Origin of the sequence: uncultured Acetobacterium sp. (genome assembly GCF_927416815.1) — a bacterium.
In the GTDB taxonomy this organism is placed as follows: domain Bacteria; phylum Bacillota; class Clostridia; order Eubacteriales; family Eubacteriaceae; genus Acetobacterium.
The window spans coordinates 53,665-76,825 of sequence record NZ_CAKMJU010000030.1 but is presented as its reverse complement, the minus strand read 5'-3'; the positions used below and the strand labels follow the sequence as shown (position 1 = coordinate 76,825).

Below are 23,161 nucleotides of genomic sequence, written 5' to 3'. Positions count from 1 at the left end.
TCAACAATCATTTTTAAGCAGGTGTTCCATTTTCAAACAACCCTTGATAGAGCAGATTCCCGGCTTGATCATAATATTTTCCTTCTCCATTCCAGACACTGCAACGATATTCACCTTCATACTTGACATTTCCGTTCTCATAGTGCTCTTTTCCAAAACCATCAAATTCCATATAGCCTTTTAAATTCCCTTTAACTCGAACCTCTCCATTTTTATGGTAATATTTACCCTGTTCGAATAGCAAGCCATTAAAAAAATCACCTTCCGCGATAACTTTTTTACCCTCGTACTTTTTACCTTTAATCCAACCGTCTTTTAGACGAAAACCTTCAACATAGTCTCCATATGAACAACGTTCTCTGACCAACACTTTTTTATCCTTAATTTTCATGCTTATAAACATCCCTTTCGCTTCACTCAAGGTACAAAACTTACCATAACAACTCATCTTAAGCGTTATTTTTTGTTTTATAGCTAATCAATAACCGTTAACTACACCATCCGCAAATTTTGTTTGTTTAATACGCTACTCATTTCAAATTTATTTACTATATCGTATATTCTTATTATCCCCTTTATTCCTTAAGATAAACAAAATAACTTATAAATGCTCAGTTTTGCTGTTTTAGATGTGCAAACTTTAACGATACTAAACTACGATTTAGGCCATCGCTAGATTAGGTTTTGTTTGAGGGCCATTATTAAGGGTAATTATCAAATAATAGCAAATCTTATAACGACACTATGTATTAAAGTTCTAAAGTTGTATCAGCTATTTAAAGTAAACCAGGAGGAAAAACAATGAGTATGATTAGGATGAAAGACGGCACGCAGATTTATTATAAGGACTGGGGTACCGGCCAACCGATCGTCTTTAGCCACGGTTGGCCACTTAATGCTGACAGTTGGGAATCCCAGATGCTGTTCCTGGGCTCAAAGGGCTATCGATGCATCGCTCATGACCGACGTGGCCATGGCCGCTCAAGCCAACCCTGGGATGGTAACGAGATGGACACCTATGCCGATGACCTCGCGGAAGTCATCGAAGCCATCGACCTGAAGAGCGTTGTTCTGATTGGCTTTTCCGCCGGCGGTGGTGAAGTTGCCCGCTATATCGGACGCCACGGCACAAAGCGGGTGGCCAAGGCCGCATTAATTGCCGCTGTCCCCCCGCTGATGCTAAAAACCGCCGCTAATCCCGATGGTTTGCCAATTGAAGCTTTTGACGAGATTCGCCACAACTCCGTTACCGACCGTTCGCAGTTCTACAAAGATCTCGCCAGCGGCCCATTCTTCGGGGCTAATCGGACCGGTTCAAAGGTTTCCCAAGGCATGATCGACTCATTCTGGCTTCAGGGAATGCAAGCAGGCAGCAAGAACACCTTCGACTGCATCAAGGCCTTCTCTGAAACTGATTTCACTGAAGATCTCAAGAAGTTTGATGTGCCAACGCTAATCATTCACGGCGATGATGATCAGATTGTCCCCATCGGCGCGGCAGCGCTCGCCTCATCAAAGATCATCAAGCACGCCAGCCTGAAGATCTACCCTGGGGCGCCTCACGGTCTTGCCTATACGCATAACGATCAACTCAATAGCGATCTTTTGGCTTTTGTTCAGAATTAGAAAAAGCGCCTCTGCTGAATAATGAATTGTTATCGCCAACCACTTCACAATAAAAATATCTTAATGGGTAAATCAATCGGTAAAACCAAATATCTTTAAAATCAAAAGCCCTGAAACCGTTGTTATCAAACGATCTCAGAGCTTTTTTAAAATTACATATCAAATTTTTTATGAATGTGGACCATTGCTTCTTTGCCACGTTCCTTGTCAATCAGACAGGAAATCTTGATTTCCGAGGTGCTGATCGTCTGGATATTGATGCCCAGTTCAAACAGCGCTTCAAAGAACTTGGAGGCAATTTCGGCATTAGCCACGATTCCGGTGCCGATCACTGAAAGCTTGGCAACGCCCTGATCATACTCGACTTTTTGGGCATTGACCTCAAAGGCAAATTTCTGAGCCACCGAAACGGCTTCCTGAAGTTCATCGACATCAATGGTGAAAGAAATATCGTTAACGGCAGTCCGGTTGACATTCTGGACAATCATATCCACATGAATATTGGCTTTTGCCAGCGCACTGAACAATCGAAAGGCAATCCCCGGCTGATCCGGCACTTCAAAGATTGAGATTTTTGCGATATTTTCATCAAGAGATACCCCTCGAACTAATACTTTTTCCATAATAACTTCCTCCTTAATAATGGTTCCTTCGTTATAATTATAGCTTGATCGTACTACTAGTGGCACCTTGAATTTTTCTGCCATTTCGACTGAGCGGGGATGCAGTACCTTGGCTCCGGTACTGGCCATCTCCAAAACCTCCTCATAGGAGATTTCATCGATTTTTGAAGCCTCTTCAACAATTCGGGGATCGGCGGTATAAACCCCGTCGACATCGGTATAGATTTCACACAGTTCAGCCTTTAATGAGGCCGCCACCGCTACTGCCGACGTATCGGACCCGCCGCGGCCAAGGGTGGTAATATCTTTGTTTTCATTGACTCCCTGAAAACCGGCGACAATAACAATCTTTCCAGCTGCCAGTTCATTTTCAATCCGATGGGTATGAATATCATTGATCCGGGCGCGTTTATGAACACTGGATGTGACAATTCCGCATTGGGCACCAGTCAGGCTTACCACATCATGACCCATCGCCTGGATGGCTATCGCGAGCAACGAAATAGAAACCTGTTCGCCTGTTGCCAGCAACATATCCATTTCCCGATGGGGCGGGTTTTCATTAATCTTTTGAGCCAGTTCAATGAGATCATCGGTAGTATCACCCATAGCCGAAACTACCACCACAACTTTTTTCCCTTTTTCCTTGGTCTCAATAATCCGACCAGCAACCCGTTTGATTCTTTCCACGTTGGCGACACTCGAGCCGCCATATTTCTGTACGATTAAATCTTGCATTTACCTCAGTCACTCTTTCCTTATTCATAGATCCGGGCATAAAAACATTCAGGCACCGTTTCCTTTAATTTTTCTGCCATCTTGTTGAAATCATCGGCGGCGATCGCGTTTGTCACCACATAAACCTGGTTTTTATTAACAATGACGGTTTTTCGTGCGGCCACCGTTTCAACTGCCGTCAGTACCTGATCTAGCATTTCTTTATTACCCAGATTGGCTCTTAAATAATATTTGCCTGTAAAAATTTCGGTTCCCATTTTAATGAGCTTGCGGTTAAGCCGCAGCGGTTTGGGCAAGTTCTGTTCGCTGACAATATTGAGGATATAAAGGACGTCTCCTACCACTGCATTGGCGGTGGCGTCTTTTCCGGCGCCTTTTCCATAAAACTGCAGCTCACCGATGATATCCCCAGTGATGGAGATAATATTGAACTCGCTGTTGACGTTACTCATGATCGAAGCTTCTTTAAACAGCACCGGTTCCACCGTGGTATAGACATTTTTTTCTTCAAGAATGGAATGTCCCAGATACTTGACCACATAACCCATCGATCCGATCATCTCAATATCAGCGGCCCGAATGTCGGTAATTCCCCGTTTATAAACATCTTCATCACGGATAATGCTTTCATAGGCCATCGATGAGAGAATTGAGAGCTTACGGGATACATCGTAACCTTCAACGTCCGCGGTGGGATCGGCTTCGGCAAAACCGATGGATTGGGCGAGGGCCAGGGTATCGCCAAAATCGGCTCCTTCTTCGGTCATTTTGGACAGGATGAAGTTGGTGGTTCCATTCAGGATCCCCTTGATTTCGGTAACCCGATTGATTTTCATTTCTTCTTTCAAACTGCCGATGATCGGAATCCCGCCGCCGACAGACGCCTCATAACGCAACACCACGCCATTTTCCTGCGCCAGTGTCTGTAATTCCTGGAAGTACTCGGAAATGACCGCCTTGTTGGCGGTAACGACATGTTTTCCCGCTCGGAGACATTCTTTGATCATTTCATATTCAAAGTCCATGCCACCCATCAGGGCAATCACTAAACCAATACTGTCGTCTTCCAGAATTTCACTGGGGTGGGTCACAATTTTTCCAACCGTATCACCCAAATCCTTGGACGCATCCCGTTCCAGCACCTTAGTAATGACCGGGCTTGACTTCCTCGACTCCATATCGGTAAAATTACCAGCAAACTTACCTTTATTTAAATTGATGAGTTCATAGACCCCGGAACCAATCGTTCCAAAGCCTAAAAGTGCAATGTTCAATAAAATTCACCTCGTATATGTATTTATTCTAAAAACACTTGTTTTTTCAGTGAAAACATTCTATCATATAGCTAGGGGTTATTCAATACCCCCCAGGGAAGATTTTTTCAAGATTTTTCCTGACAGACCATAAATTTTTGGAGGAATTACATGAAAAAAGGCTATAACAGCACGCGATCCAAAGACATCAACGTTACTGCATCCCAGGGCATCCTGCAAGGATTGGCCCCGGATGGTGGACTCTTTGTCCCCAACTTTATTGATCAAATTAATTTAGACCCAACGCAATTCATCGGAAAAAGCTACGGCGAGATGGCCAACGCGATCTTTTCAGCTTTTCTTGATGATTTCAGTGCCAAGCAAATTGATGATTCGATTCAGGGCGCTTATTATTCCGGTAAATTTGAAGAACAAGAACCGGTCGCTCTGGAAAAGGTCAAAGACCGATATTTTCTGGAACTCTTTCACGGGCCCACCTGTGCCTTTAAAGATATGGCTCTGACTATTTTACCATATCTGATGGTAGAGTCCATGAAAAACGTCAATAACCAGCAGAAAATTATGATCTTAACGGCAACTTCGGGGGACACCGGCAAGGCGGCCCTGGAAGGTTTTGCCGATGTTCCCGATATCAGCATTATTGTCTTTTATCCCAAGGATGGCGTCAGTACCGTTCAGGAAAAACAGATGCTGACCCAGGTCGGCGCCAACACCTGTGTGGTGGGAATCGACGGCAATTTTGACGATACCCAGAATGGCGTTAAGCTAATCCTCAACGATCCCCAACTGGCGGCTGAACTGGCTAAAGCCAATGTGATCTTTTCCTCGGCCAATTCCATTAATATCGGCCGGTTGCTACCTCAGGTTGTTTATTATTTTTATAGTTACTATGAACTGCTTAAGCGGGGCGAAATCCAGCAGGATGACAAAATAAATTTTGTTGTCCCGACCGGAAATTTCGGCAACATCCTGGCCGGTTACTACGCCTCACTGCTGGGGTTACCGATTAACAAGCTGATCTGCGCATCTAACGCCAATAAAGTCTTGACCGACTTTTTTAAGACCGGCAACTATGACCGTAATCGAGATTTTTATAAAACTTCATCGCCATCCATGGACATTCTGATTTCCAGCAATCTGGAGCGACTGCTTTATGATGTTTCCGGTGCTGATCCCGATGCCGTCAGCGATCTGATGATACAGCTTAAAAACCAGGGCACTTATCAGGCCTCTAAAACGCTGATGGAAAAAACCAGTCTTTTCTATGCCGGTACTGCCGACGAAGCCGAAACCGCCCACGCTATTAAAGCCATCTTTGACGAAAGTCATTATCTGATGGACCCCCACACAGCCGTTGCCAACAAAGTTTACGAAGACTACCTTAACGAAACCGGCGATGCCACTAAAACCGTGATTGTCTCCACCGCCAGCCCTTACAAGTTTGGCCGTTCGGTTTATGAAAGCATTTTCGGTGACTGCGACTGTAATGATTATGAACTGTTAACAGTTCTGGCGGAAAAAACCGGTACCACTATTCCCCTGCCATTAAAAGATCTGGACAAAAAAGCCAATCAGCATCATGTTCAATGTGATAAAACCGAAATGTCCCAGGCCGTTCTTGCATTCTTAAAAGATCAGGTGGACAAAAATGATTAAGGTTCGGGTGCCGGGAACCAGTGCCAACATCGGCCCGGGTTTTGATGCCTTTGGCCTGGCGCTGTCGATTTATAATACCTTCAGTTTTGAAGAAAAAAATGACGGCAAGCTGACGATCCGGGGCGTTGAACGGAAGTATCAAAGCGATACCAACCTGGTTTACCGTTCAATGCAGAAGGTGTTTAAAAAAGTGGGCTACCACCCCAAGGGTCTTTATATCCATACTGAGGTGGATATCCCCATCAGCCGGGGTCTGGGCAGTTCAGCCACCTGTATCGTCGGGGGGCTTTTTGGCGCCAATGCCCTGATTGGATCACCCTTGTCAACGGCGGAACTGTTTGACATTGCCGTGGAACTGGAAGGCCATCCCGACAACGTTGCCCCGGCCATTTTCGGCGGTCTGGTAGTGTCGATGAACGATCACGGCAAGAACGTCCATATCAAGAGCCAGGTTCATCCCGGTTATGAGTTCTACGCCCTGGTGCCGGACTTTCCCTTATCGACATCCGATGCCCGCCAGGTTTTGCCTAAAAAAATCAGCTTCAGCGATGCCACCCACAATCTGCCCCGGGCCACCATGACCTATCTGGCCCTGGCCAACGGTTCTGAGGACATTTTAAAGCTGTGCATGAAGGACCGCCTGCACCAGCCCTATCGTAAAAAACTGATTGCCCACTATGATGTCATTACCAAAAAAGCCCGGGAAATGGGCTGCCTTAACACCTGTATCAGCGGTGCCGGGCCGACGATTCTGGCTATAAATTCAGTGTCTAACCATGGTTTTGAGCCGGATATGCAGGCCTATTTAGCAGAAAAAGCACCGGGCTGGCAGATCATTCCCCTGGCGCCTGATCATACTGGTGTTCAGATTTTGGGAGGTTAAGCCGATGATTAAAGATTATCTGATTGTTAATAAAAAAATACTGCCCGATTATTATTCCAAGGTGGTGGAAGCCCGGATCTTAATGGAGTCCTCTCAGTGTAAATCAGTGAGTGACGCCGTCAAAAAAGTGGGTATCAGCCGCAGCACCTATTATAAGTATAAGGACTATATTTTTACCCCTTCAGAAAACTATGGCCGGAAGTTCACCCTTTCTTTTAAGCTGGATGACCAGCCCGGAATCCTTTCCAATATTTTGAATATTCTCCGGGATCACCAGACCAGCATTATCACCATTCATCAGGATATCCCCATCAACCAGGCCGCCATTGTGATTGTGACCCTGGACGGCAAAGATCTGGTCTTAACTATCGATGAATTGATGGCGATGCTAGAAGCCCTGGATGGCGTTCACGGCGTTCACCTGATTGCGATGGAATAAACAAAAGCCCCATTCTGAAAAATCAGAATGGGGCTTTTGATAACTTTGAATTTTGTTCCCATTTTAATAAAGCTCGATCGTATTCGACAAACTGTCCTCACTGGAAAACCAGTAGTAGGACCCCAGAATTTCATCCATCAGGTCTTCGGCGACGCTGATAGTATTGGCATCGATAATCGCATAATGAAAATATTTTTCTCCCGAATTCAGCGCTGTTTCCAGATCGCCCACAAAGCGATTCGCCTCACTTTGTTTGTTCAGATCATAGAGTTTGTTTTCTTTGACAAAATAATTGGCCGCCGTGGCGGTGAATTCCGGATATTCAATCAAGCTCTGATCCGGTTGATGTGATTTCAAAAGTTCCGCTGTGGTGACACAGAAATAGTCATAGAAGATGCTCTTTTCCGGCTCACTGTTATCTTCGATGTTAAATTCTCCCCAGGTCGCATCCAGATAATAATACTCCCCGTCAACCCGGACAATATTCCAGGCATGGGCACCCTGGCCGATGGCCTCACCCGCTACATAGGAACACTCAATTCCGGTTCGTTTCAGCAGATATTGAATGGCTTTTGAATATCCAGCACAGACCGAGCCTTTTTTCCCAAAGACACTGTAAATGTTCTGATCATCCTCGAGATCTTCCTGATAAACGGTGTTTTTAATTACATATTCATAGGCATATCTGACTTTGTCATAATCGCTCATGCCATTTTTCAGACCCCCACTATATTCCTGAAAGGCTGCCTCAATTTCGGCCTGTCGGCGCTCTTTTTCGGCTTCGTCGTAAGGATACTCGACCATTACCTTGCTGACTTTCTGATCGCCTTCGTCAAAATAATAAGAAAATTCGCCGGCCCAGAATATTTCCGGATAGTCGTAATCAATGGCCGCCAGGACCCGCTCAATTTCTTCCGTGTTGACCCCATTTACCTTTACTTCGGTATCAAAATCCGTCAGCATTCCAACCACTCTGGCATAGGCCTGCTTTTCATTATCCTCGAGAAAAGAATAACCATCAAAGGCCTGCTGTTGACTTGCCGCGATTTCTTCATTCTGCTGGGCTTCGGCATCATCGAAAAACGACTGGATATCCATACTCCCGACCAGATCTTCCAATGCCAGATATGCCCCGGCTGCTACCAGTAAAATAATGAGCATCGAAATAATGATGACAGCGACTACTTTTCTTCCCTTATGATTGCTCACGTCTGTTGCCCCCTTGTGTGGTCTCTTTTATTTATTACCCTTTATTTTAAACATCTGTATTTTTTTCAGAGATTTAATGCCAAACAGTAAATAATTTTACCACAAATTCTTATGGACACCCTAAACTTTTATGACATATACTTAATAAGGATAAAGAAATCTTAAGGAGGCCGATATGTCAACGTATCACGAGATCACCTGCTCAACTGCCCTGCATGAATTAAAGCGAAAAATCCCTTATGGCTGGGATTTAAATATTTACCGCGGTTGCAGCCATGGCTGCCGGTACTGCTATGCCATGGGAACCCATGGTTTTACCGGTCTTGCTGATTTCTCGACTAATATCTCGGTCAAGACCAATGTCGTTGAAGTTCTGGAAAAACAGCTAGCTTCATCAACCTGGAAACGGGAAATCGTCAATATTGGTGGTGTCACCGACAGCTATCAACCGGCGGAAGCCCAGTATCAGCTGATGCCGGAAATATTAAAGCTGCTGATCAAATATAAGACGCCGGCGATTATCTCAACCAAATCGGACCTGGTGCTCCGGGATTATGACCTGATTGATGAGTTGTCCCGGATTACCTACATCAATGTGGCGGCCACGGTCACGACTTTAGATGAAACGATTCGAAAAAAAATCGAGCCCGGCGCGGTATCGGGCCGGGCCCGCTTTGCGATGCTTAAACAGTTCAGAAAAACCAATGCCTCCGTCGGTCACCATCTGATGCCGATTATTCCCACCCTCACCGATGATTCCGAAACCCTGACTGCCTTATTTGAAGCCGGCCAGGATGCTGGTATCGATTATGTGCTGCCCGGCGCCCTTTACCTGCGCGGGGCCACCAAACCAGCATTTTTCGACTTCATTAAAACCAGCTATCCCGAAAAATATGACACCCTGTGGAACCTGTACAAAAAAGGCGGTGCTCCCAAAGAATATAAGGACGAGCTCTACGGCAGACTCAATCCCCTGCGCCAGTCCTTTGGCCTGTCCAACAGCTACAGCAAGCCGATTAAGGCGAAACTAAAAGTCTATCCCCCGTCAGAAGAACAGGTTTCGTTTTTAACACCTTCATAAGATTCTACATTAAATACTAATTACACGGTTTGGGATTGAATTCTTTTGAAAAAAATGTTAGACTGTAATCAAAATACGAAAAGGAGTAAAGAGGATGCGTAATTTATCTTGCTAACCAACAATTGGAAAGTGTTTTCAAAGCCCGAGGTTAAACCTCTTGTTTTGGTGCGCTTAAGCAAGAAAATTACAAGAAAAGCACTGCCTCTTTAGCATCATTAACTCCTTTTATATGGATTTTTTGGGCTGTCCATCATTGAGCCGCAGGATAATTTTCTTGCGGTTTTTTAGTGTCCAAGTCGCTCTCATCAGGCTTGGCAACGGAGGTACAATGATGTCACAAATTTCCATATCACACCTAAGCTTTAATTACGAAAGCAGTTACGAAAACATTTTTGAAGATGTTTCTTTTACCATTGACAGCAACTGGAAACTAGGCTTTATCGGCCGAAATGGCCGCGGCAAAACAACCTTTCTAAAACTTCTGATGGGTCTTTATGACTATGCCGGGGTGATCGCTGCATCGGTCGATTTTGAGTATTTCCCCTTTGCGATTCAGGATCCTTCCCAACTAACTCAGACCATTGTCGATGCGATTTATGATGATTATCCGCTGTGGGAATTGCAACGGGAACTGTCACTGCTGAACCTGGATCCGGAATTGCTGGAGCGGCCCTTTGAAACCCTGAGCCGGGGCGAGCAAACCAAGGTATTACTGGCGGTCTTGTTTTTAAAACCGAATCAATTTTTGTTAATCGATGAGCCCACCAATCATCTGGATCTGGAAGGCCGTCAAATCGTCAGTGCGTATTTGAATAAAAAGCAGGGTTTTATTCTGGTTTCCCACGACCGCACCTTTCTGGATAACTGCGTGGATCACGTCTTGTCGATTAATAAAATGAACATTGATATCCAGAAAGGCAACTATTCCACCTGGCTCTTTAACAAACAGCGGCAGGATCAGTTTGAACTCAATCAGAATAAGAAACTCAAACAAGAAATTGGACAATTAAAAACCGCCGCCAAGCGCACTGAAAATTGGTCTAATGCCGTTGAGAAGTCAAAAAACGGCCAACGGGTTTCGGGTCTTCGTCCCGACCGCGGCCACATCGGCCATCAGTCGGCCAAAATGATGAAACGATCGAAGTCGCTGGAAAAACGCCAGCAAATAAGTGTTGAGTCAAAAGAAAAACTGCTGAAGAACATTGACTGGGCAGATGCGCTCCAGATCCGACCCCGATCTTATCAAAAAAACCGGCTGATTTCAGCCAATAATCTGTCCCTTTACTATGGTGATCAACCGATTCTTGAAAATTTAAGTTTCGAGATCAACCAGGGCGACCGGATTGCCATTGTCGGTCCGAACGGCTCGGGAAAATCCAGTCTGCTTAAACTGCTACTGGGCGAACCGATCCGCTACTCCGGCAGTCTGGAGCTGGGCAGCCAGTTGCAGCTTTCGCAAATTCCGCAGGACACCGACTTGCTGACCGGGGATCTCCGTGATTTTTCCCACGGTGAAAGGATTGACGAAAGTCGGTTTAAAACCATTTTGCGAAAGCTGGGATTCAACCGGGAGCAATTTGAAAAAAGTCTGGGCAGCTTCAGTGAGGGACAGAAAAAGAAGGTCTATTTAGCCCGCAGCCTTTGTCAATCAGCCCATTTATACTTGTGGGATGAACCGCTGAATTATATCGACGTGCTCTCCCGGATACAGATTGAAGAACTTTTGTTACAGACCCCTCCAACCATGATTTTTGTCGAGCATGACCGGTCCTTTATTGACCATGTGGCGACAAAAATTATAGAACTCTAAAAACAACGATTTATCAAAGGAGCAACACCATGCATATACGACCAAAACCCTGGGCCCGTCCGGAACTGGAGGCCTGCGGATTTTTTCAGGCCTATCCCCCGGATCATCGCGGGCAATGGCAACCGTTATTTAAAAAAAAGCAGCCCCTTCATATTGAATTGGGCTGCGGTAAAGGAACCTTTATTGCGGCGTTGGGCAGCCGCCATCCAGAGATCAACTATCTGGCCATTGACCTGATTGACGCGGTGCTGGGTTTGACCAAACGCAATATTGAATCGGCCTATACTAACAAGAACCGAGCCATTGACAATGTCCAGATCATGTCCTGGGATATTGAACGCATTGATATGATTCTCGCTCCGGATGATGGTGTCGAACGGATATACATTAATTTCTGTAATCCCTGGCCCCGGCGCCGTTACCAGAAAAAACGCCTGACTCATAGCAAACAGCTGGAAAAATATAAAAAACTCTTATCAGAAAACGGCGAAATCTATTTTAAGACCGACAATGATGACCTATTTGGCGACTCCATCAACTATTTTGAAGCAGCAGGATTTGCCGTCACAACCCTGATCTCCGATCTTCACGCCACCGACTACCCCGGCAATATCGAAACCGAGCACGAAAAAATGTTTGCCGAGGAGGGGATTAAGATTAAATTTTTAATTGCCACAATCGGTTAGTCTTAACTTTTAGAAATTAAACTCATCTTCCCAATTAAAATTTCCGGACCCTTCAACACTTTTAGGCCAATGATCGCACCAGCTCGGCACCTTGGGATTTTCTACCCGATCCAAACTGGGGGTATAGGGTTTGATATCCAGCACCGGGGTACCATCATTGGCATCAATGTATGGAATTCGGATGATTCCCTTCTGATAGTTAATCTCCAGCACAGAAACCGGGGTTAAGGCAATGGGATTGGGTCGAAGCGGTGATCGGGTGGCAAATACCCCCATCACCTCCGGGGACTGCTTATAGGGTTGGTGTCCAGAGAGAACCTTCCTGGCCTCTTCGTTGTCAAACTCACTAAACCACCAGAATACATTGATGTGCGAAAATCCAGCCAGTCCTTCCAGCCCTTCACGATAGGCTTCTTCCAGTTCAATAAAGACGTTCCCACCCTGAACATGAATTGTGCCAATTGATTTTACGTAACCTTGTTCCATTCGCTTACCTCCATAGTTATATTATCAATTTTTTATATTTTTATCATAGACCCTGACACCATGTGAGAGTCAATAAAAATCATAACTATAAAAAAATCATAATTATAATTGGAAGAAAGCACCTCTGCAAAACTAAATCAAAATCTTTTTCATCCTGAAAATCGCATTAACATATTGGTGCCCAATTAAAAACCACTGATTACAAAGACTATCAAGGTCTCACATAATCAGCGGTTTTTTTTATAACGGTCTTATCCTCATTGATTTAAATAAGGGATTCTGCCTTTGTTGCCGTAAATACAAATTTCCCGTCAATAACTTTTGCGTTGCCGGTAAAACGACAACCTTTGGCTCCACCCTCAAATTTTTGAGCTGCCAACAACATCGCACAGTCGTTTTTCTTAATATTTTCCTGTGTAACCTTCATTGCATAGACTCCGACCGAAACATTGTCCCCTTCAACTGTGCCACCACCAACAATAATTGGATGTGGGCTGCCATCTGGACACATTGTTACAATTGTCAGGAACGCCGAGTTTTCGATAACACTTTTCATTTCCTCATTAATTACCATTTTAATTCCTCCAAAGTTTAGTATAGCAATTGACTCCGTAATTACTACCTGATACAATTATAGTACCAACATAAATGCCTGTAAACTACGCAAAAAAATATGATCAAATACGAAAATAGAAAGTAGATAAGAAAAAAATGACTACCTCTGAAAACACAACTTCCTTATGTTCCGGGAATGTCTGCCCGTGCCAAGAAAAATGCCCACTTTCAGCTGCCCTTGAAATCATTGGCGGCAAATGGAAGATTCCCATCCTATGTTCACTGTATAACGACGGGCCGACACGTTATAATGCGTTAAGAAAAAAAATTAAGGGCCTAACCAACACCATGCTCGCTTCCTCATTGAAGGAACTCGAAGCGGATGGTCTCATCCTCCGCACGCAATACAACGAAATGCCCTTAAGAGTCGAGTATGAATTAACCAAAAACACGAATCGTCTTATTCCAATTCTGGGAAGTCTTTCTGCATGGGGCAAGGAAATAAAAAACTGATTAATACTCTAAAAACTATCCCCATGTTTCAATTTACTTTTTCCAGTTCAATCTGAATTTCAGTCAGATAGTGAGCCGGGTTTTCCTCATTCCAGGGCCCCCGATGGCAGATCTGCCGGTCTTTTCCTTTCATTCTATATCTGACATGTTCAGTCAGCCAATAGGCCAAGGCGCGAAAAGTCCCAGAGATATTTTCGTAGGGGCCATAAACCATCGTGCAGGCCATCATCGCCACCGCCTCTGTCCTTCGAAAACACAGCGGTTCAGCCACCGCCACAGCCTTTGTAACCACCACACAGACCTCCACATCCACATCGGCTTCCTTAAATTCATTGTCGTGATAAACAGCAAAACACTGGTCAGTTACTGCTAGTTCAATTTTACTTTTGTTTGATAATTCTATACGTTCAGTCAATTCTTGCCAAAGCTTATCCTCACAAAAATAATTTGGTATCACCCGTCGCAATGAAATAACCGGGTATGAAGGAATCTGCTTAATGGTAAAGTTGTAGCGAATACCGATTTCATCTTTTTTAATACTGTCCAAAGCTGTTTCGATTTTGATTAGCTTTTCCTGTTCTTGTTCGAGCGATCGCTGTACTTCGATTTGTTTGTTTTTTAATTGATCGGCCATAAAATCGCCGCTCCAATTTTCCAGCGCACCTTTGATCTCCGCAACGGTATAGCCGATATCTCTTAAGAAGATAATCTTTTGCAGCCGCGGAATTTGCTCCACCGAATAAAGACGATAACCGCTAAAAGGATCTGTCTGAGCCGGTTTGAGTAAATCATTTTCATCATAATAGCGAAGCATCCGAATCGATACCTGGGTTAATTTAGAAAACTCACCGATTTTAAACATCACGACCTCTTTTCATCTGTCTCCTCTTTTATTTCCGACTAGATAAATACCATTTGGATCAGTACCATATATAGCAGTGTTCCCCCGCCAATACTCAACAGGTTGTTGCGCTTCCAGATGTGGAGCAAGGCCACAATTCCCACCGAAATAAACTCCGGGAAACCATGCGGCGGTACCATAAAGCTAACTCCTTTTAAGCAATAAACCACCAGAATGGCAATGACTGCCGGTGGCAGCAGATCGCCCAGGTTTTTAACCAGAGCCGGAACTTCCTTACCACCGCCAAAAAGGGCAAAGGGTAGAAAGCGGGTCAGAAAAGTACAGGCGGCGACCACTAGGATCACTAAAAAAGGTGTTAAAAAATCCGAACTCATTGACACACCTCCTGATTCTCCCCTTGTTTAATACTGTTTTTAAAGACCAGCAGCAAACACACCGAAGCGATCAGGGCTGGTAAGATAAAAGCACCGGCGCCAAAGATGACCAGTGATGCCACCCCGCAAACCATTCCCACCAGAGCCGGCAGATGGGATTGATAACTATACCACTGCTCAATGAAAATAACCACAAACAGGGCGGTCATGGCAAAATCGATGCCGGTGGTATCAAAACCGATGAAGCTGCCAATAATCGCACCCAGGGTGCAGCCGATAATCCAATAGCTTTGGTCCAGCGCTGCCACGGCAAAAAACACCTGCTTCTGATTGAGTTCTTTGGGAATATTCATCCCGCACAGCAGCGAATAGGTCTCGTCGGTAAGTGAAAAAATCATATACCAGCCCCATTTTCCCATCGCTTTAAATTTTTCAATAAAGGATAAGCCATAAAAAATATGACGGCTTTGGACCGACAGAGTTAGGACAATCATCGATAACAAACCCATGCCGCCACCCAGCATACTAATCAACACAAATTGCATCGAACCGGCATATATAATCAGACTGATGAAAAATGCCCAGATAAAATTGTAGCCCGCTTTTTCCAGCAGAATACCAAAGGCCATGCCCATGAAAACATAGCCGAAAAGAACCGGTAGGGTTTGAATAAATGCATATTTTAAAGTTTCTCTTTTCATACCAACCTGCTTACGCTTCTCTATTATCAAGAACAAACTCATAAATGGCTTCAGCCACGCCATCCTCTTCATTGCTAGCAACAATGTGGGTGGCAAGTTCTTTAATTGAATCCCGCGCATTTCCCATGGCTATTTTTAATGGTCCCTGAACCTCAAACATTTCCTTATCGTTGTCGCTATCTCCGATCACCATCACCGTTTCCAGATCAATCCCTAAATATTCACACAGTTTGGTTAAACCAAAACCTTTATCCACCCCAGTTGGAATACACTCCACACAATAGTCCATCGGCCGAACCACTTCTACTCCAAAAATCATAGCTACTTTTTCCATCAGTTCATCAAGCAAAGCATAATTCTTTGAGGACAGGACAAATTTACTAATACCCAGTTTTTTTTGTACAACATAGGCATGCACATCCGTTACCACAATCTGCTTTTCCTTGAATTCATCCACATGAGCTTTTGCCCACCCCGATCGATCCATCCATGAAAAAGACTTCTCTGTACAAACACAGCCTTCGACGGTATACGCCTGAGCAAATATTTCGTCGTAGGGTTCAATAATTTTTAGAAACGCTTGTATTTTATCATTATCTAACTCAACTCTATGAATGATCTTTTCATTTTTATAATCCTTAATCATACCGCCACTACCTGAAATGAGATAATCTGTTGCTCCAATAGTCCGAGCGAAAAAGAAGGCTTCACTGTCAATACGCCCTGTGGCCACCACCGGAATAATTCCCAAATTAATTGCGTTTCTAAATGCCTGAATATTCTTATCTGAAATCGTGTTACGATTATTTAACAAGGTCCCATCCAAATCAGTTACGATCATTTTTATTGACATCGTCTTAAAATTACTCCATTTCCTTTATTTTTCTTAATTTAAGCATTTATTATAACATATTTTTTTAGCTAAACCTTTTCAATTTGAATTTTTTCTTGCAACTTCAGATTTTTGAGTTATACTAACAATACTTAATTAGATTAAATATTATTCTACTTAAACATTAACCTATGAAAGGAGCTATCATTGAATATAAACGGACACGAACTGTTTAAGGCTTTTCATCGCATTAAGAAATCAAGCATGGGGCGTATTCACAAATGCCTGATGAAAGATCTCAAACCCCATGAATTTTTTATGCTAATAACCCTTAAAAAAATGTACGATGAGGAAGAACAAGAAGCCCAAATAAACGGTCTCCCCTCGGCTCCCGGCGTCAAAATCTCCCAGCTGAGCCGGGAAACCGCCATTTCGATGCCCGGTGTTTCTCAAACGATCTCAACTTTGGAAAAGCATGGCTATGTGGAACGGATTGCTTCAAGCAAGGATCGCCGCCTGGTTTACGTTAACCTCACCGAGGCCGGCCGCCAGCTGGAAACCGATGTATCGAACTCCTGTTTTGAAATCTATGATGAGGCGGCCACCCTTCTAGGTCAAGAAGACACCCTGGCCCTGGTACTTTTATTAGACAAATTAGCGGGTGCTTTTGATCAGATTGATCGAAGCCAATGCGACCTGGAACAAAAAGAAAAAGCAGAAAGGAAAACAACATGATCAAGCTCTCACGTTATTTAAAACCCTATCTCGGGGTCCTTTTCATCACCCTGGCGCTGCTATTCGTGCAGGCCATTTCCGACCTGAATCTGCCCAACTACATGTCTGACATTGTCAACGTGGGGATTCAGCAGAACGGGATCGAACACGCGACTCCGGAAGCCATCAGCGAAGACGGCTATGCCCTGATGACGACCTTTATGCCCCCCGCCGATCAACAAACCGTGGCAGATAACTATCTGCTGATGAGTCCGGGTGACACCACCAATCCCGACTATCAAGCCACGCTAGAAAAATTCCCGGTACTGGAAACCGAGTCGATTTATGTCCTGACAGATACCAGTGCTGAAACCTTTGACACCCTGGATCCCATCTTCGGAGCAGCAACCTGGACTTTTATTAATTACATGCGTTCTCTGGATACCGGCACCACCGATTCCAGCACTACCGAAAGCATGACCGATCTGGATTTTAGCCAGATTTATGAGGCCCTGCCAATGCTCTCCCAGCTACCCCCGGCCACCTTTGACGAGGCTCGGGAACAGGCTATCCAGACCCCGGAATCGATGCAGGCACAGACTGCCGTCCAATTCACCAAACAATTCTATACTGAACTGGGAGTTGACGTTGGTGCGATTCAAAATCTTTACATTTTAAAAATTGGCGCAATGATGCTGCTGCTTTCGTTAATCGCTATTTCAGCCGCCATCGGTGTTGGCTTTTTTTCGGCCCGAATTGCCGCCGGAGTTTCGCAAAGTCTGCGTCGGGATGTTTTTCGCAAAGTGCAATGCTTCTCCAATACCGAGTTTGATAAGTTTTCAACCGCTTCACTGATTACCCGAAATACCAATGACATCACCCAAATCCAGACGATGCTGATTATGGGTATTCGGATTCTCATCTATTCACCGATTCTGGCCATTGGCGGGATTATTATGGCGCTGCGACGGACCACCTCGATGGGTTGGATTATCGTCGTCGCGGTTATCGCAGTGATGCTGATTATTGGCATTGTTTTTGCCGTCGCCATGCCCCGTTTTAAGCTAATCCAGAAACTGGTTGATAAACTGAACCTGGTTACCCGGGAAAGCCTGACCGGCTTGATGGTAGTCCGGGCTTTCGGGAACCAGAAATTTGAAGAAAAACGTTTTGATGCGGTAAACCTGGATACCACCGCCAATAATCTCTTTGTAAACCGGGTCATGGTCTTTATGATGCCGACGATGATGTTTATCATGAATGGGGTCACCCTCCTGGTTGTTTGGGTCGGGGCTCAGCAAATCGCCGCTTCGGCCATGCAGGTTGGTGATATGATGGCCTTTATGCAATATGCCATGCAGATTATTTTCTCCTTCCTGATGATGTCGATGATGTTTATCATGATTCCCCGGGCCGCTGTTTCCGGTGATCGGATTCAGGAAGTGCTGGCAGTCAAACCGAGCATTATCGATCCAGTCACACCAAAAAAAATGCCGATGAAGGCTCAAACCACGCTGGAATTCGACCATGTCTATTTCCGTTATGAAGGGGCTGAGGAAGATGTTCTTTCTGATATCAGCTTTGTCGCCAAGCCGGGGCAAACCACCGCCTTTATCGGCTCGACTGGTTCGGGAAAGTCGACCTTAATTAACTTGATCCCACGGTTTTTCGATGTCACTTCAGGTACTGTTAAAATTGATGGTCTGGATATCCGGGAAGTCACTCAGCACGATCTGCGCGAAAAAATCGGCTATATTCCCCAAAAAGGCGTGCTGTTTTCCGGCACCGTCGCTTCTAACCTTAAGTATGGCGATCAGAACGCCGATGCAGCAGACCTGCTCATTGCCGCCACGGTTGCCCAAGCTAGCGACTTTATCGAGAGCAGTCCGGACGGCTTTGAGCGGGAAATTGCCCAAGGGGGCAGCAATGTTTCCGGTGGCCAAAAGCAACGTCTGTCGATTGCACGGGCGCTGGTACGAAAACCGGACATCTACATTTTTGATGACAGCTTTTCGGCCTTGGACTATAAAACCGATGTAGCGCTACGGCGAGCCTTAAAAGAGTACACTGGCAACAGTACCGTGCTGATCGTCGCCCAGCGGATCAACACCATTATGCATGCGCAGCAGATCATTGTTCTGGATCACGGCCGGGTGGTTGGTAAAGGTACTCACCATGAACTATTAAAAACCTGTACCACCTACCAGGAAATTGCATCCTCACAATTATCAGAGGAGGAACTAAACCGATGAGCGATCAAAAAAATATCAATATCCCCAAACGCGGTAACACCGGCGGTGGAATGGGTCGCGGCCCCGGCGGTCCGGCCGGAATGATACCTGGTGAGAAACCCAAAGATTTTAAGGCTAGCCTTAAAAAACTGGCCCGTTATCTGTCTGCCTATAAAATTGGTCTCTTCTTTGTCCTAATCTTTGCAGTTGCTTCGACCATTTTTATGATTGTCGGCCCCAAAATACTAGGCAACGCCACCACTGCCCTTTTTGAAGGGGTCATGAATCTGATAGCCGATAATGGCAAAGGCATCGATTTTAACTATATCGGTCAGATCCTGCTGCTGCTGCTCGGTCTCTACATCATCGCGGCGCTATTTTCCTATATTCAGGGCTATATTATGACCGACATTTCGATGAAGGTAACCTATCAACTCAGACGGAATATTTTTGCCAAGATCAATCGGCTACCTTTTAAATATTTTGATAAAACCAGCTATGGCGAGGTGCTCTCTTTTTTGACCAATGATATCGAAACAGTCAATCAGACCTTAAACCAGAGCGTCACTCAAATCATCACCTCAGTGGCTACCCTGGTGGGTATTCTAATTATGATGTTTTCAATCAGCTGGCAAATGACCATTGTCGCACTTTTGATTGTGCCGCTCTCATTTGTGATTGTTGTCAGTCTGGTTAAAAAGTCCCAGCCGCATTTTAGCGAACAACAAACCTATCTGGGACATATCAATGGCCATGTCGAGGAAATGTTTAGTGGACATAACGTGGTTAAGGCCTTTAATGGCGAAGAATCAGCGTTTGAAGCCTTTGACCACTATAACACCACGCTTTACAGTTCAGCCTGGAAATCGCAATTTTTGTCTGGACTGATGATGCCGATGATGACCTTTATCGGCAATCTCGGCTATGTGGCGGTTTGTATTCTCGGTGGTTATCTGGCCGTTAATGGGCGCTTAAGTGTTGGCGATATTCAGGCCTTTATTCAATATGTTCGGCAGTTTACCCATCCGATTATGCAGATTGCCAATATTTCTAATATTCTGCAGCAAACCACAGCTGCCGCCGAGCGGGTCTTCACCTTTCTGGACGAAGCGGAAGAGGTTGCCGATAGCAACACTGCTTTTGATCTAAAAACGGTTGCTGGCCGTGTCGATTTTGACCACGTGAACTTTGGTTATAACCCCGACAAAACCGTTATTAAAGACTTTTCTGCCCATATCAAAGAAGGGCAGAAGGTTGCTATTGTTGGCCCCACCGGAGCCGGTAAAACGACTATTGTCAAACTGTTGATGCGTTTTTACGACGTCGAATCCGGTGCCATTCTGGTCGATGGCCACAATATCAAGGACTTTAGTCGTGGCGATCTGCGCAGTCTCTTTGGGATGGTGCTCCAGGACACCTGGCTTTACAATGCCAGCATTCGCGACAATATCAAGTATGGCCGTCTGGATGCCACTGATGCCGAGGTCGAAGCCGCCGCTGTCGCCGCCCAGGTGGACTATTTTGTTCACACCCTGCCGGATGGTTATAACATGTTCTTAAATGAAGAAGCCAGCAATGTCTCCCAGGGACAAAAACAGCTACTAACGATTGCCCGGGCGATTTTGGCGGATCCTAAAATCCTGATTCTCGATGAAGCCACCAGCTCGGTCGATACCCGTACCGAGGTGCTGATTCAGAAAGCCATGGATAACCTGATGGAAGGACGAACCAGCTTTGTGATCGCCCATCGCTTATCGACCATTAAAAATGCCGACCTGATTCTGGTCATGAATGAAGGCGACATTGTCGAACAGGGTAACCATGACGACCTGCTGGCTGAGAATGGTTTCTATGCCAAACTTTACAACTCGCAGTTTGAAGCAGCCGAGGAATTAGAAAACGAATTAGCCGAGGACTTACAAACTATTTAATCTCCAGTCCGTTAAATAATCCGAATTAAAGGGAGCTGGTCTGGTCGTTTGAAACGATCAGAGCTGCTCCCTGCTTTTTTATTAATGAAGCCTTTAGTTTCTTAATTTTTTCCATTTTTGTTTTTCTTTTAAGTTTTGGGGTATCTATACTCCAACAAAGAAAATTAAGGAGGCTGTGACAATGTTAGAAGATAGATTAGATAGGATGTCAGAAAATACCAACGATGAAGAATCCAAAAATAAGCCGTTTTACCATTCGAAATGGTGGCTTGTTGTATGGAGTCTTCTTATCTGGCCAATCGGATTGATTATGCTCTGGGGTTATTTTTCCAACATGCATAAAAATGAAATGCCACGTACCCGACTGATTAAAGACAATTTAGAGGACCTATAAATACACAAACGTAATAGAAACCTTTGAATAAGCTTAAAATATTGATGATTTCGTTTTCAGGAAACACCCCATATCCTTGATAAATACTCTAATGCGTGTTAAAATAAGACAACTTAAGTGCGATGAACCTAAACTCACACGACCACCAAGAATGACAATTCCTGGTGGTCGTCTGTATGAAGCAAAAGCATTTACACTATATCCGGTGGTTATTCAATCCGAACATCACAATTTGTTTCCGGCTTTCACAACGATCGATATAATTTGATAAAAAGGAGAAATTTAATAGAGATGGTTTCACAAATTTTCACACTGTTATTTATTCTAGGTATCCCGTTTTTTATCTATGGGTTCTACTATTTAGGTATTGGACTATTCGGGTATACCAAACACAATAAATACACCCTTTCACCACCCAAAAACCGCATTGCTGTGGTAATTGCCGCCCGAAACGAGGCTGCGGTTATTGGCAATCTGATTGAAAGCCTCCATCAACAAGATTATCCGGAAGAACTGATCGATGTCTATGTTATTCCCAATAATTGCACTGACAATACCAAAGAAGTCGCCCTGGAACACGGTGCCAAAATTATGACCTGCGCGGCCGAAGTTAAGTCAAAGGGTGCCGCCCTTTCGCAATTCTTTGATTATATTTTTAAAGAGCATGATGTTTACGATGCTTTCTGCGTTTTTGATGCCGATAACCTGGTTGATAAGCGTTTTATTTCGTCAATGAACAACGTCCTTGAATCGGGAGAAAAAATTGCTCAGGGTTACCGGGACAGTAAAAACCCCGATGATTCCTGGATTTCCGGCTGCCAATCGGTATTTTACTGGACCCTGAATCGCTTTATGAATCTGGCTCGCCATAAACTGGGCTGGTCCGCCACCTTAAATGGAACCGGGTTTATGATGCATGCTGATGTTATCAAAAAAGAAGGTTTCAAGACTTTCAGCCTAACCGAAGATATTGAATTTACCACCCAGTGCATTATCAAGGGCTACCGGGTTGCCTGGGTTCCCGAGGCGGTTACCTACGACGAGCACCCGATTACCTTTGACCAATCCTGGTCTCAGCGCAAACGCTGGTCGACTGGTACGATTCAGTGTTTCAATCAGTATTCGCAGCAGCTCATCGACGCTGTGATCAACGATAAGAATCGCTGTGCCCTGGATATGCTGATGTTTCTGGTTTCACCCTTTATGCAGGTGTTAACCTGTATTTATACGATTTGTTCTTTTATTATCTTAGGAATGCTGTTCATCACCACTAGTGTCTGGTCCAACGCTTTAACCTTTGCGATTCTCATTTCTGTTGGCGGCGTCATTTTCAGTGTCATTTTTACTGCCCTGGTTTTATGGCTGGAGGGTAAAAAAATCCGTCAGATCAACAATATTTCGGTTTTTTCTTTCTGGTTTTATCTGGCCTCCTGGATTCCCATTAATGTGTTATGTTTCATTAAACCGATTGACATCTGGGAACCGATTGAGCATACCAAAAGCATTAAGATCTCTCAATTAGCAGAGTAAACAAAAGGATGAT

The 23,161-nt window shown here is 44.6% G+C and carries 23 protein-coding genes; 13 read left to right on the top strand and 10 right to left on the bottom strand.

Annotated elements, in window-relative coordinates:
- Positions 1 to 13: 13 nt before the first annotated feature.
- A complete protein-coding gene (locus QZ998_RS05755) occupies positions 14 to 421 on the bottom strand; it encodes a hypothetical protein (RefSeq protein WP_296558793.1) in 408 nt (135 codons plus the stop codon).
- Between the two features lie 380 nt (positions 422 to 801).
- Between QZ998_RS05755 and QZ998_RS05750 the strand changes: the two genes are divergently transcribed.
- Entirely contained in the window at positions 802 to 1,626 is an 825-nt protein-coding gene (locus tag QZ998_RS05750) for an alpha/beta hydrolase (RefSeq protein ID WP_296558792.1), read from the top strand.
- Between the two features lie 152 nt (positions 1,627 to 1,778).
- Here QZ998_RS05750 and QZ998_RS05745 read toward each other — a convergent pair whose 3' ends face one another.
- Entirely contained in the window at positions 1,779 to 2,987 is a 1,209-nt protein-coding gene (locus QZ998_RS05745; protein ID WP_296558790.1) for an aspartate kinase, read from the bottom strand.
- 20 nt (positions 2,988 to 3,007) lie between these two features.
- Entirely contained in the window at positions 3,008 to 4,261 is a 1,254-nt protein-coding gene (locus QZ998_RS05740) for a homoserine dehydrogenase (RefSeq protein WP_296558789.1), read from the bottom strand.
- A 150-nt stretch (positions 4,262 to 4,411) separates the two neighbouring features.
- Here QZ998_RS05740 and thrC point away from each other — a divergent pair, with 150 nt between their 5' ends.
- The 3 genes from thrC to QZ998_RS05725 are packed head-to-tail and all read left to right on the top strand — an operon-like array spanning position 4,412 to position 7,239.
- Complete coding sequence (thrC, locus tag QZ998_RS05735; protein ID WP_296558787.1) at positions 4,412 to 5,917, top strand: threonine synthase; 1,506 nt, start codon at positions 4,412 to 4,414, stop codon at positions 5,915 to 5,917.
- Entirely contained in the window at positions 5,910 to 6,800 is an 891-nt protein-coding gene (gene thrB, locus QZ998_RS05730) for a homoserine kinase (RefSeq protein ID WP_296558785.1), read from the top strand. Before thrC ends, thrB begins: the two co-directional genes overlap by 8 nt.
- Before the next feature lie 4 nt (positions 6,801 to 6,804).
- Entirely contained in the window at positions 6,805 to 7,239 is a 435-nt protein-coding gene (locus QZ998_RS05725) for an ACT domain-containing protein (protein WP_026393465.1), read from the top strand.
- 63 nt (positions 7,240 to 7,302) lie between these two features.
- Here QZ998_RS05725 and QZ998_RS05720 read toward each other — a convergent pair whose 3' ends face one another.
- Positions 7,303 to 8,448, bottom strand: coding sequence for a transglutaminase domain-containing protein (locus QZ998_RS05720; protein WP_296558781.1), 1,146 nt, complete (start codon positions 8,446 to 8,448; stop codon positions 7,303 to 7,305).
- Between the two features lie 175 nt (positions 8,449 to 8,623).
- On the opposite strand from QZ998_RS05720, the gene QZ998_RS05715 reads away from it, so the two are divergent.
- From QZ998_RS05715 to trmB, 3 genes are all read left to right on the top strand, one after another.
- Positions 8,624 to 9,529, top strand: coding sequence for a radical SAM protein (locus QZ998_RS05715; protein ID WP_026393463.1), 906 nt, complete (start codon positions 8,624 to 8,626; stop codon positions 9,527 to 9,529).
- Between the two features lie 331 nt (positions 9,530 to 9,860).
- Positions 9,861 to 11,339 (top strand): ribosomal protection-like ABC-F family protein, encoded by a 1,479-nt coding sequence (gene abc-f, locus QZ998_RS05710; protein ID WP_186894356.1) that lies wholly within the window; start codon positions 9,861 to 9,863, stop codon positions 11,337 to 11,339.
- A 29-nt stretch (positions 11,340 to 11,368) separates the two neighbouring features.
- The gene (gene trmB / locus QZ998_RS05705) at positions 11,369 to 12,025 is read left to right on the top strand and encodes a tRNA (guanosine(46)-N7)-methyltransferase TrmB (RefSeq protein WP_296558780.1); all 657 of its coding nucleotides are present in this window, start codon (positions 11,369 to 11,371) and stop codon (positions 12,023 to 12,025) included.
- A 9-nt stretch (positions 12,026 to 12,034) separates the two neighbouring features.
- Here the strand turns inward: trmB and tsaA are convergent, their stop codons facing one another.
- Positions 12,035 to 12,511 carry a tRNA (N6-threonylcarbamoyladenosine(37)-N6)-methyltransferase TrmO gene (tsaA, locus tag QZ998_RS05700; RefSeq protein ID WP_026393460.1) on the bottom strand — a complete coding sequence of 159 codons (477 nt, stop codon included), beginning with the start codon at positions 12,509 to 12,511 and terminating at the stop codon, positions 12,035 to 12,037.
- A gap of 265 nt (positions 12,512 to 12,776) precedes the next feature.
- The gene (locus QZ998_RS05695) at positions 12,777 to 13,085 is read right to left on the bottom strand and encodes a pyridoxamine 5'-phosphate oxidase family protein (RefSeq protein ID WP_026393459.1); all 309 of its coding nucleotides are present in this window, start codon (positions 13,083 to 13,085) and stop codon (positions 12,777 to 12,779) included.
- 137 nt (positions 13,086 to 13,222) lie between these two features.
- Between QZ998_RS05695 and QZ998_RS05690 the strand changes: the two genes are divergently transcribed.
- A complete protein-coding gene (locus QZ998_RS05690; RefSeq protein WP_296558776.1) occupies positions 13,223 to 13,579 on the top strand; it encodes a helix-turn-helix domain-containing protein in 357 nt (118 codons plus the stop codon).
- A gap of 28 nt (positions 13,580 to 13,607) precedes the next feature.
- Here QZ998_RS05690 and QZ998_RS05685 read toward each other — a convergent pair whose 3' ends face one another.
- The 4 genes from QZ998_RS05685 to QZ998_RS05670 are packed head-to-tail and all read right to left on the bottom strand — an operon-like array spanning position 13,608 to position 16,369.
- Positions 13,608 to 14,441 carry a MerR family transcriptional regulator gene (locus tag QZ998_RS05685; RefSeq protein WP_186894334.1) on the bottom strand — a complete coding sequence of 278 codons (834 nt, stop codon included), beginning with the start codon at positions 14,439 to 14,441 and terminating at the stop codon, positions 13,608 to 13,610.
- Positions 14,442 to 14,479: 38 nt separating this feature from the next.
- Positions 14,480 to 14,815 carry a branched-chain amino acid transporter permease gene (locus QZ998_RS05680; RefSeq protein WP_026393457.1) on the bottom strand — a complete coding sequence of 112 codons (336 nt, stop codon included), beginning with the start codon at positions 14,813 to 14,815 and terminating at the stop codon, positions 14,480 to 14,482.
- Positions 14,812 to 15,516 carry an AzlC family ABC transporter permease gene (locus QZ998_RS05675; protein ID WP_296558774.1) on the bottom strand — a complete coding sequence of 235 codons (705 nt, stop codon included), beginning with the start codon at positions 15,514 to 15,516 and terminating at the stop codon, positions 14,812 to 14,814. Before QZ998_RS05675 ends, QZ998_RS05680 begins: the two co-directional genes overlap by 4 nt.
- A 10-nt stretch (positions 15,517 to 15,526) precedes the next feature.
- Positions 15,527 to 16,369 carry an HAD family hydrolase gene (locus QZ998_RS05670; RefSeq protein ID WP_296558769.1) on the bottom strand — a complete coding sequence of 281 codons (843 nt, stop codon included), beginning with the start codon at positions 16,367 to 16,369 and terminating at the stop codon, positions 15,527 to 15,529.
- Between the two features lie 186 nt (positions 16,370 to 16,555).
- Here QZ998_RS05670 and QZ998_RS05665 point away from each other — a divergent pair, with 186 nt between their 5' ends.
- The 5 genes from QZ998_RS05665 (at position 16,556) to QZ998_RS05645 (ending at position 23,148) form a co-directional block, all read left to right on the top strand.
- Positions 16,556 to 17,083 carry a MarR family transcriptional regulator gene (locus QZ998_RS05665; protein ID WP_296558767.1) on the top strand — a complete coding sequence of 176 codons (528 nt, stop codon included), beginning with the start codon at positions 16,556 to 16,558 and terminating at the stop codon, positions 17,081 to 17,083.
- Positions 17,080 to 19,314 carry an ABC transporter ATP-binding protein gene (locus tag QZ998_RS05660; protein ID WP_296558766.1) on the top strand — a complete coding sequence of 745 codons (2,235 nt, stop codon included), beginning with the start codon at positions 17,080 to 17,082 and terminating at the stop codon, positions 19,312 to 19,314. Before QZ998_RS05665 ends, QZ998_RS05660 begins: the two co-directional genes overlap by 4 nt.
- Complete coding sequence (locus tag QZ998_RS05655; RefSeq protein WP_296558765.1) at positions 19,311 to 21,224, top strand: ABC transporter ATP-binding protein; 1,914 nt, start codon at positions 19,311 to 19,313, stop codon at positions 21,222 to 21,224. Before QZ998_RS05660 ends, QZ998_RS05655 begins: the two co-directional genes overlap by 4 nt.
- 181 nt (positions 21,225 to 21,405) lie before the next feature.
- The gene (locus tag QZ998_RS05650; RefSeq protein WP_296558764.1) at positions 21,406 to 21,618 is read left to right on the top strand and encodes a hypothetical protein; all 213 of its coding nucleotides are present in this window, start codon (positions 21,406 to 21,408) and stop codon (positions 21,616 to 21,618) included.
- Between the two features lie 291 nt (positions 21,619 to 21,909).
- Positions 21,910 to 23,148 carry a glycosyltransferase family 2 protein gene (locus tag QZ998_RS05645; protein ID WP_296558763.1) on the top strand — a complete coding sequence of 413 codons (1,239 nt, stop codon included), beginning with the start codon at positions 21,910 to 21,912 and terminating at the stop codon, positions 23,146 to 23,148.
- Positions 23,149 to 23,161: the final 13 nt, after the last annotated feature.

What these genes read in the sequence shown, in the direction of transcription:
- abc-f (WP_186894356.1), top strand. Translation starts at nt 9,861, where the DNA reads ATGTCACAAATTTCCATATCACACCTAAGCTTTAATTACGAAAGCAGT.
- trmB (WP_296558780.1), top strand. Translation starts at nt 11,369, where the DNA reads ATGCATATACGACCAAAACCCTGGGCCCGTCCGGAACTGGAGGCCTGC.
- QZ998_RS05660 (WP_296558766.1), top strand. Translation starts at nt 17,080, where the DNA reads ATGATCAAGCTCTCACGTTATTTAAAACCCTATCTCGGGGTCCTTTTC.
- QZ998_RS05745 (WP_296558790.1), bottom strand. Translation starts at nt 2,987, where the DNA reads ATGCAAGATTTAATCGTACAGAAATATGGCGGCTCGAGTGTCGCCAAC.
- thrB (WP_296558785.1), top strand. Translation starts at nt 5,910, where the DNA reads ATGATTAAGGTTCGGGTGCCGGGAACCAGTGCCAACATCGGCCCGGGT.
- QZ998_RS05670 (WP_296558769.1), bottom strand. Translation starts at nt 16,369, where the DNA reads ATGTCAATAAAAATGATCGTAACTGATTTGGATGGGACCTTGTTAAAT.
- QZ998_RS05675 (WP_296558774.1), bottom strand. Translation starts at nt 15,516, where the DNA reads ATGAAAAGAGAAACTTTAAAATATGCATTTATTCAAACCCTACCGGTT.
- QZ998_RS05725 (WP_026393465.1), top strand. Translation starts at nt 6,805, where the DNA reads ATGATTAAAGATTATCTGATTGTTAATAAAAAAATACTGCCCGATTAT.
- QZ998_RS05680 (WP_026393457.1), bottom strand. Translation starts at nt 14,815, where the DNA reads ATGAGTTCGGATTTTTTAACACCTTTTTTAGTGATCCTAGTGGTCGCC.
- QZ998_RS05695 (WP_026393459.1), bottom strand. Translation starts at nt 13,085, where the DNA reads ATGGTAATTAATGAGGAAATGAAAAGTGTTATCGAAAACTCGGCGTTC.
- tsaA (WP_026393460.1), bottom strand. Translation starts at nt 12,511, where the DNA reads ATGGAACAAGGTTACGTAAAATCAATTGGCACAATTCATGTTCAGGGT.
- QZ998_RS05650 (WP_296558764.1), top strand. Translation starts at nt 21,406, where the DNA reads ATGTTAGAAGATAGATTAGATAGGATGTCAGAAAATACCAACGATGAA.
- QZ998_RS05690 (WP_296558776.1), top strand. Translation starts at nt 13,223, where the DNA reads ATGACTACCTCTGAAAACACAACTTCCTTATGTTCCGGGAATGTCTGC.
- QZ998_RS05655 (WP_296558765.1), top strand. Translation starts at nt 19,311, where the DNA reads ATGAGCGATCAAAAAAATATCAATATCCCCAAACGCGGTAACACCGGC.
- QZ998_RS05750 (WP_296558792.1), top strand. Translation starts at nt 802, where the DNA reads ATGAGTATGATTAGGATGAAAGACGGCACGCAGATTTATTATAAGGAC.
- thrC (WP_296558787.1), top strand. Translation starts at nt 4,412, where the DNA reads ATGAAAAAAGGCTATAACAGCACGCGATCCAAAGACATCAACGTTACT.
- QZ998_RS05715 (WP_026393463.1), top strand. Translation starts at nt 8,624, where the DNA reads ATGTCAACGTATCACGAGATCACCTGCTCAACTGCCCTGCATGAATTA.
- QZ998_RS05685 (WP_186894334.1), bottom strand. Translation starts at nt 14,441, where the DNA reads ATGTTTAAAATCGGTGAGTTTTCTAAATTAACCCAGGTATCGATTCGG.
- QZ998_RS05645 (WP_296558763.1), top strand. Translation starts at nt 21,910, where the DNA reads ATGGTTTCACAAATTTTCACACTGTTATTTATTCTAGGTATCCCGTTT.